We start from the raw sequence: 5797 nt of genomic DNA on the forward strand, positions 1-5797 counted from the left end.
ATCTATTACGCTCCGTGAATTTATAAGCATAAAGGAGCATACGGCTTCAGCCGTGCCACATCGGCAGGAAAACCTGATTTGTCATCCTGAGCCCCGCACGCTTGGGGCCCCACGAGATGGGGTAAGCCGGGCGAAGGATCTGCTTTCACTCCTCCTCACCGCAAAAAGTCCTTCCGTCCCACACCCCTGATGCAAACGAGGATTGTGAACTTCAGAGGGTAGTCGCTAGATAAGCTCGTCCCGCCCCGAGAGCCCAAGTTCCTTCACCACCTTGCCCACGTCCTGCGAGTGGTCGCGATGCGCGATCAAGAGCGCATCTTCCGTATCCACGATGACAAGGTTTTCAACCCCGACGAGGGCGACGAATTTCTTCGGGCTGTAGATGTAGTTATTGCCGGCCTCAATCGTCAAATGCCCGTCGGACTCGGCTACATTGCCATCGCCATCTCCGCGCAGCCGAGTCTCCATCTGGTACTCGTAGAGCGAAGCCCAGGAGCCGAGGTCGTTCCAGCTGAACTCCGCCGGTACACAGTAGAGATGCGACGCGTGCTCGCCTTTCGCCGAACGCGGCTCCAGAACCGCATAATCCACAGAGATGTTCTCGCACTTCGGATAAAGCTCGCGAAAAACCTGTTCAAAATCAGGTTTCCCGAAGCTCGCGGCAATCTTTTCGAGTAACGGAGCCGTATCCGGCAGGTGCTCGCGTACCGCATTGGCCAGCGTCTTGGCCGACCACAGGAACATGCCCGAGTTCCAGTAATAATTCCCCGAGGCGACAAACTCCTGCGCCCGGTTCAGATTCGGCTTTTCGGTGAATCGACGAACGCGGAGAGCAGCTTCGGCTCCATCGTCTTCTCCGGTCTCGATGTATCCGTATCCCGTCTCTGGACGCGTTGGCTCGATCCCCAGGACGACGATGTTGTCCCCTGCCGCTGCCAGCGTAATGCCCTTCTGCAGCGCCTTCAGAAATCGCGGTTCATCGGCAATCACGTGATCCGACGGGAAAACGCCCAGCACAGCCTCCGGATTCTCCCGCTCGATCAGGAAAGCGGCCAGTCCGCAAGCCGGCGCAGTATTGCGGGCTACTGGTTCCTCGATAATCTGGTGGCGCGGAACCCCCGTAAGCTGGTCGGCAATCTCATGCGCCAGAAATTCGTTGGTGACAACCCAGGTCTTTTCCGGTGAGGCGAGCGGCTTCAGTCGCTCCACCGTCTGCTGAATCATAGAGCGCTCGCCATCGAGCGCCAGCACTTGCTTGGCCCGCGCACGGCGGGAGCGGGGCCAGAATCGGGTTCCGCTGCCACCGGCAAGAATAACTGGACGAAAATCAATAGACTTCGACATGGAAGACACATCCTACTCGACAGAAGCTAGGTTTGCACAGTGATGGACGATACTTTTTAGGTCTAGGCGGCCGGTGAGGCCGTAGGCGAATGCGTAGAAAAAGGTTAGCATCTTCCGCCGGTGATGTCCGTCACCCCAAGGGACGTCGTCGCAGGTGTCCCAGACCCGTGCCGATTCTGTCGTAAGTCGCACTACCGACGTAGACAGCAGCCAATATCAGGTAAGCTAACTGCATGTTCGGCACCGGCCAAGGTTCGATCCATCTCTTCCGCATCAAGGGAATCGACGTTTATCTCAACTGGACGTGGTTTCTGGTAGCGCTGTTCGAAATACAGGCTCGGAAGGGCAGATACAGTTCCATCATCTGGAACGTAATCGAATACCTGGCGCTGTTTGCCATCGTGCTAACGCATGAATTTGGCCACGCGCTCGCCTGCCGCTCCGTCGGTGGAACCGCCGACAAAATCATGCTGTGGCCCCTCGGCGGCGTCGCCTACGTCAATCCGCCCCAACGCCCGGGCGCAACCCTGTGGAGTATCGCGGCCGGGCCGCTGGTGAATGTCGTTTTGGCAATTCCGCTCGCTTTAGCCTTTTGGACCGCCCGGTCACTGGACTGGCGTGCTTCGAATCCCGACGGATATCGGCTGATTGTCGCAATCCAGTTCACCAACATCGTCCTGCTGGTCTTCAATATTCTGCCCATCTACCCGCTGGACGGTGGCCAGATCCTCCGCTCCCTGCTTTGGTATCCCCTGGGCCGCGCGCGAAGTCTCTTAGTCGCGTCGTCTCTGGGTTTCTTTGGGGTTGCCGGGCTCATTGCACTGGCTCTTTGGACCCAATCCATCTGGACAGGCCTCATCGCTGCCTACGCAGGAATGAACTGCTGGAGCGGCTTCAAAACCGCACGCGCCCTGCGCAACCTCGAAAAAATCCCGCGCCGCGCAGGATTTGCCTGCCCCAGTTGCCGAACCGCCCCGCCCATTGGACCCATCTGGCGTTGCAATAAGTGCGATACCAGCTTCGATACTTTTGAGACTGGCGGCGTCTGCCCGCAGTGTTCCGCACGATTCGAAAAGACAACCTGCCTCGACTGCCGCCAGCAGGCTCCGGTGTCAGAGTGGCAGGCGGGCTACGTTCCCGGCGTAGGCGTCATGTCTGGTGAGGCGACCACGAAGTAGTTAGCGCGCTGCACGTCTCAATAAAAGAAAAAGGCCAGGTGCCCCATCCATGCGCAGCTTCGTCGCGCATGGGTGGGAAAGCACGAACCATCCAATCACCCCAGAAACGAAAGGCCCGGTTTCCCGGGTCTCTCGTTTCCGCATTCTGATTCAGAGAATCTACGAATCTACCCCAGTTTCTCCAGAAAGTCGCCCATCCGTCGCGTCCCCTCATCGATATTCTGCTTGGTCACCGGGTACGAAATGCGGATGTGCTCCGCGGTGCCGAACGCCTCGCCGGGCACCGTCACCACATGCGCTTCATGCAGCAGCCGCGTCGCCAGCTCCGTCGCCGACTTGATGCCGCCCTTCCCGATAAAGGCTCCGATATTCGGATACACATAAAACGCGCCTTCAGGCTTTGTGCACGTCACGCCTGGAATCTCAGCCAGCTTCGCCAGCATGTAGTCCCGCAACTCAATGAACTCCGCACGGAATTGCTCCACGCACTCCTGCGGTCCGGCCACTGCCGCGATTGCCGCCTTCTGCACCATGCTCGCCGCATTCGACGTGGACTGCGATTGCAGCTTGCTCAGATTCGCCGCAATCGGCTTCGCAGCCAGCGCATAGCCCGCCCGCCATCCCGTCATCGAGTACGTCTTCGACAACGATCCAAGGATGACGATGTGCTCCTTGGCCCACGTATACGAACCGCCTGAAACCGGCTTGCCCGCATAGTTCAGGTAGACATAGCACTCATCCAGCAGCAGGAAAATCCCGCGCTCATGCGCAAGATGCACAATCCGTTCCAGATCCTCCGCCGACACCACCGACCCCGCCGGATTCGACGGCGAATTGAGAATGATGGCCTTGGTGCGCGGCGTAATCGCCTTCTCAATGGCGTCAGCGGTGATGCGAAAATTTTCCGCCTCGCTGGTCTCGAGGAAAACGACCTTCCCGCCCGCATACTGGATGATGTCCTTGAAGCTCACCCAGTAAGGAACCGGCAGAATCACCTCGTCGCCGTGATCCACCAGCACCTGGATCGTGTTGAACAGCGCCAGCTTGCCGCCTGTAGTGAAGACCGCCTCGTCGATCGAGTAATCTGACCCGAAATCGCACGCGTGGCGTTCCACAATGGCCTTGCGCACGTCGGGAATGCCCGGAACGACCGTATACCGCGTGAAATTGGCTTCAATGGCGGCAATTGCGGCGTCTTTTATGTGCCGCGGAGTGGCAAAATGCGGCTCGCCGGCGCCAAAATCCACCAGGTTCGCGCCTTGTGCGCGCAGTTTGGCAGCCTCGGCGGCGACCGCCATGGTTGCGGAAACCTCAATACGGCCAATACGGTCAGCAAAAACTTTCGCAGGAGCGGCAACTGTCATAGTACTTCTATCTTTACAGATTTTGTGGTTTGCATCCAATGGCCGCTTAAAGATTGGCGTTTTTGCAGTGTCCTAAATGGCGGGGCCGTGCGTGCGCGCGGTCTGGGGAATCTGCCTATACTGGCTGCGAGATGATCCGCAAATTCTGGATTGGGTTTTACGCATTCGCGTTGGCCGGGCGGCGGGAGCTGGAGCGCAAGCTTAAGCCGTAGGCCAGAGGAACGTAGCGACGGCGGCCCAGCACCGGGGGGCCAGCGCTTCGAATTCCTCGTGCGTTTGTCATCCCAACCGAAGTGGAGGGACCTGCCCTGAAAATTCCCATACCTCGATCACAGGTGCCCCATGCTTGCGCAGCAAGGGTGGGAAAGCACGATCCCACCCGATTTTCAGGGTCTCGGGTGGCGCAAAGAGCCATGCAAGACTGCAGTTGCCTTTCATCGCTTTCTCACAGGCGGTGACTCCTCAACCGCGAAGGGTTTTGTGAAAGGGCACGACTTTACGTCGCGCCGTACAACGCCAAAACACTGCTGGGCTTTAGCCACTGAGGGATGTACATTCCGGGTTGGCGGTGATTCAGGCCCAATGCAAAGATCGCCCTAGTGAGGTACCCCGAGGTAATCTCGGTAGCGCGGTTGGCGATGGCATCCGACGAATCACAGCCGCGTCTATTTGATCGCAACCCTGTGGCCTCTTTTCACATCCAGATCGAAAATGCTTCGGACACTCATGAACGTTGAAAGACTCGAGAGGGCGTAGGGTAACTTGTCCTCGCGGAATTCGACTGATATCGTTCCGCCATGCGTAAGTCGATCGTTTTATCTATCTGGTGTGGTCTTGCGTGGGTTGCCATGTGTCATGCGCAACAGCCTTCAACTTCGGCCTCCGATCCGAAAGTCCTGATGCTCGCCGCATCCAAGCTCAACAACCTCGCCGTTCCCGATGCCAAACCTTGGCATATCAGGGCCGCCTTTCAGATCTTCGATGAGCAGGGCGTTGTCACCGACGAAGGCACATACGAGGAATCATGGGCCAGCGCATTTCAGTTCAAACGCACATTCACCGGCAAAGCGTTTTCACAAACCGCATACGGCAGCAAGAAAGGGGTTCTGATTGCGGGTGCGCAAGACGCCCCCGACATCCTGCTGGTTGCACGAAACAACCTGGTCCATCCTTTGCCCGACGACGTAGTCATCGAAAAGACGACATATACAACCAAACGGCTTGATTCGGGAAGCGTGAAGCTTCTTTGCGTTATCCCTTCTGCGTCTGCTCCTGGCGCGCCTGCAGATAATTCGGCATACTGCCTAGACACAGACGACCCAATATTGCGCGTTGCGGCCCGTCCGTCAACTGCTGATCAAACCTTTCACAACCGTTCTCTCCAAGTCGAAGACCGCGCCATCGCCGGGGAGATGAAGATCATGCACAACGGCAAAGTAACCGTTGCGCTCCATGTCGAAGCAGCTACAGTCCTTGAACCGTCGGAAGAAGCCGTCTTCACTCCACCTGCAGGTGCAGTCCCAGCAGCACTACGAATCACAGTTGCTGGCGCGGTCTCTGAAGGAATGTTGGAATACAAAGTCACTCCGGACTATCCCAGCGCAGCAAGAAACTCTCACGTGGAAGGAGTAGTGACACTGCAGGGCATCATCGGCAAGAACGGCGCAATACGAAGCCTCAAAGCCCTTGCCGGCCCCGAAATCCTCCAAGGAGCAGCAATGCAGGCGGTTCAGCAGTGGCGCTATCGTCCCTACCTGCTAAACGGACAGCCGGTTGAAGTGCAAACAACAATCAACGTCTTTTTTATACTTCCTCACTAAGGGTGCGCCCCAACGGTTCAGAGGATCACTCGAAAACTCGTCTCGGAGTCACTCCCGATTGGTTCCGAGCGGGTAGTGGCCCATCTATGAA

The 5797-nt window shown here is 57.5% G+C and carries 4 protein-coding genes; 2 read left to right on the forward strand and 2 right to left on the reverse strand.

Annotated features, from left to right (window positions below; all coding sequences use genetic code 11):
- Positions 1-225 precede the first annotated feature (225 nt).
- On the reverse strand, positions 226-1344 hold the full coding sequence (locus WA354_RS08440) for a mannose-1-phosphate guanylyltransferase (protein WP_472812562.1): 1119 nt from the start codon (positions 1342-1344) through the stop codon (positions 226-228).
- 233 nt (positions 1345-1577) lie between these two features.
- Between WA354_RS08440 and WA354_RS08445 the strand changes: the two genes are divergently transcribed.
- The gene (locus tag WA354_RS08445) at positions 1578-2522 is read left to right on the forward strand and encodes a M50 family metallopeptidase (RefSeq protein WP_472812563.1); all 945 of its coding nucleotides are present in this window, start codon (positions 1578-1580) and stop codon (positions 2520-2522) included.
- Positions 2523-2689: 167 nt separating this feature from the next.
- Here WA354_RS08445 and WA354_RS08450 read toward each other — a convergent pair whose 3' ends face one another.
- Entirely contained in the window at positions 2690-3886 is a 1197-nt protein-coding gene (locus WA354_RS08450; protein ID WP_472812564.1) for a pyridoxal phosphate-dependent aminotransferase, read from the reverse strand.
- Positions 3887-4683: 797 nt separating this feature from the next.
- Here WA354_RS08450 and WA354_RS08455 point away from each other — a divergent pair.
- Positions 4684-5706 carry an energy transducer TonB gene (locus tag WA354_RS08455; protein WP_472812565.1) on the forward strand — a complete coding sequence of 341 codons (1023 nt, stop codon included), beginning with the start codon at positions 4684-4686 and terminating at the stop codon, positions 5704-5706.
- Positions 5707-5797: the final 91 nt, after the last annotated feature.

Source organism: Occallatibacter sp., assembly GCF_049802275.1.
In the GTDB taxonomy this organism is placed as follows: domain Bacteria; phylum Acidobacteriota; class Terriglobia; order Terriglobales; family Acidobacteriaceae; genus Telmatobacter.

Excerpts from the sequence above, each read along its gene's own strand:
- WA354_RS08440 (WP_472812562.1), bottom strand. The coding sequence starts at position 1,344 with ATGTCGAAGTCTATTGATTTTCGTCCAGTTATTCTTGCCGGTGGCAGC.
- WA354_RS08445 (WP_472812563.1), top strand. The coding sequence starts at position 1,578 with ATGTTCGGCACCGGCCAAGGTTCGATCCATCTCTTCCGCATCAAGGGA.
- WA354_RS08450 (WP_472812564.1), bottom strand. The coding sequence starts at position 3,886 with ATGACAGTTGCCGCTCCTGCGAAAGTTTTTGCTGACCGTATTGGCCGT.
- WA354_RS08455 (WP_472812565.1), top strand. The coding sequence starts at position 4,684 with ATGCGTAAGTCGATCGTTTTATCTATCTGGTGTGGTCTTGCGTGGGTT.